Source organism: Rubellimicrobium roseum (assembly GCF_006152145.1).
Taxonomy (GTDB): Bacteria; Pseudomonadota; Alphaproteobacteria; order Rhodobacterales; family Rhodobacteraceae; genus Rubellimicrobium; species Rubellimicrobium roseum.
Genome location: NZ_VDFV01000134.1, coordinates 1 through 1,865, shown reverse-complemented (window position 1 = coordinate 1,865; position 1,865 = coordinate 1). Strand labels below are relative to the sequence as shown.

Below are 1,865 nucleotides of genomic sequence, written 5' to 3'. Positions count from 1 at the left end.
GAGCCGAAGCCCTCGAGCTGCGCAAAGGTACGCTCCGCAAAGTCAGGGGTGTAGCCGCGCGCGACCATGCCCCCTACGAGCTTGTCGCGGAACGGGCTCACGCCGCCGGTGAACTTGAACGTGGCCATGGCGCGCCGGAGCTGATCGGCCTCGCCGGGCGTGAAGCCCGCGCACTCGATGGCCACCCGCATGGCCTGCTCCTGAAAGAGCGGCACGCCCAGGGTCTTGCCCAGCACGCGCTCGAGCTCGGGGGTGGGGTAGTGGACAGGCTCCCGGCCCTCGCGCCGGCGCAGGTAGGGATGCACCATGTCGCCCTGGATGGGCCCGGGGCGCACGATCGCCACCTCCACCACGAGGTCGTAGAAGGTACGGGGCTTGATGCGCGGCAGCATGGCCATTTGCGCGCGGGACTCGATCTGGAACACGCCCAGTGTGTCGGCGCGGCGGATCATGGCAAAGGTGAGGGGATCCTCGGGCGGGATAGTCGCCAGGTCGAGGTGGATGCCCTTGTGCTGGGCCAGGAGGTCGAGGCCACGCCGGAGGCAGCTCAGCATGCCGAGGGCGAGGCAGTCGACCTTCATGAAGCGCAGCGCATCGATGTCGTCCTTGTCCCACTCGATCACCTGCCGGTCCGTCATGGCGGCGGGCTCGATGGGCACGAGCTCGTCGAGGCGGTCGCGCGTGAGCACGAAGCCGCCAGGATGCTGGCTCAGGTGCCGCGGGTGCCCCACGAGCTCGCGCGCCAGTTCCAGGGCCAGCTGCAGCCGCCGGTCGGAGGTGACGAGGTTCAGCTCCTCGGCGTGCTTCATCTCGACCCCCTCGACCGCCCAGGCCGAGACTTGGGAGGAGAGCGCCCGGAGCAGGTCCTCGGGCAGGCCCAGGGCCCGGCCCACGTCGCGCAGCGCCCCCCGGGCGCGGTAGCGGATCACGGTGGCGCAGAGCGCGGCGTGGTCGCGCCCGTAGGTCTCGTAGACCCACTGGATCACCTCCTCGCGCCGCTCGTGCTCGAAGTCCACGTCGATGTCGGGCGGCTCGCGCCGCTCGGCCGAGACGAAGCGCTCGAAGAGGAGGTCCGAGCGGTCGGGGTCGATGGAGGTGATGCCCAGCGCGTAGCAGACCGCGGAGTTGGCGGCCGAGCCCCGGCCCTGACACAAGATGCCGCGCGAGCGGGCAAAGCGCACGATGGCGTGGACGGTCAGGAAGTAGGGGGCGTAGGCCAGCTCCTCGATGAGCGCGAGCTCGCGGCGGATCAGGTCGGCCACCTCCTCGGGCACCCCCTCGGGGTAGCGCTCGGCCGCCCCCTCCCAGGCGAGCCGCTCCAGCGCGGCCTGAGGTGTAAGCCCCGGGATCGTGGCCTCTTCGGGATACTGGTAGGCAAGCTCCGAGAGGGAGAAGCGGCAGCGCTCGGCGATCTCCACCGTGCGCGCGAGCGCCTCGGGGTAAGCGGCGTAGAGCCGGTGCATCTCGGCTGCAGACTTCAGATGGCGCTCGCCCGCGCGCTCGCGGCGGCGGCCCAGCTCGTCGATGGTGCAGCCTTCCCGGATGCAGGTCATCACCTCCTGGAGCACGCGACGGCGCGGGTCGTGGTAGAGCACGTCGCCGGTGACTACGGTCCGGACGCTCTCGCGCGCGGCCAGCATCGAGAGCTGATGGAGGCGCAGCTGGTCCCGAGGGCGGCGGCACAGGGTCAGCGCGAGGTGGGCGCCCTCGCCGAAGAGCGTGGCCAGGCGCCTGGCCCGGACAGCGCAGACGGCATCGGCCTCCTCGGGCACCAGGATGGCCAGCAGCCCCTCGGCGTGGGCCGCGAGGTCGTCCCAGCCGAGCGTGCAGGCGCCTTTGCCGCCGCGCCGCTTGCCCAAAGTGAG

The 1,865-nt window shown here is 71.4% G+C and carries 1 protein-coding gene; it reads right to left on the bottom strand.

Annotated features, from left to right (window positions below):
* A partial coding sequence (locus tag FHG71_RS23150; protein ID WP_484335644.1) for an error-prone DNA polymerase family protein occupies positions 1-1,865 on the bottom strand: 1,865 nt, incomplete at both ends.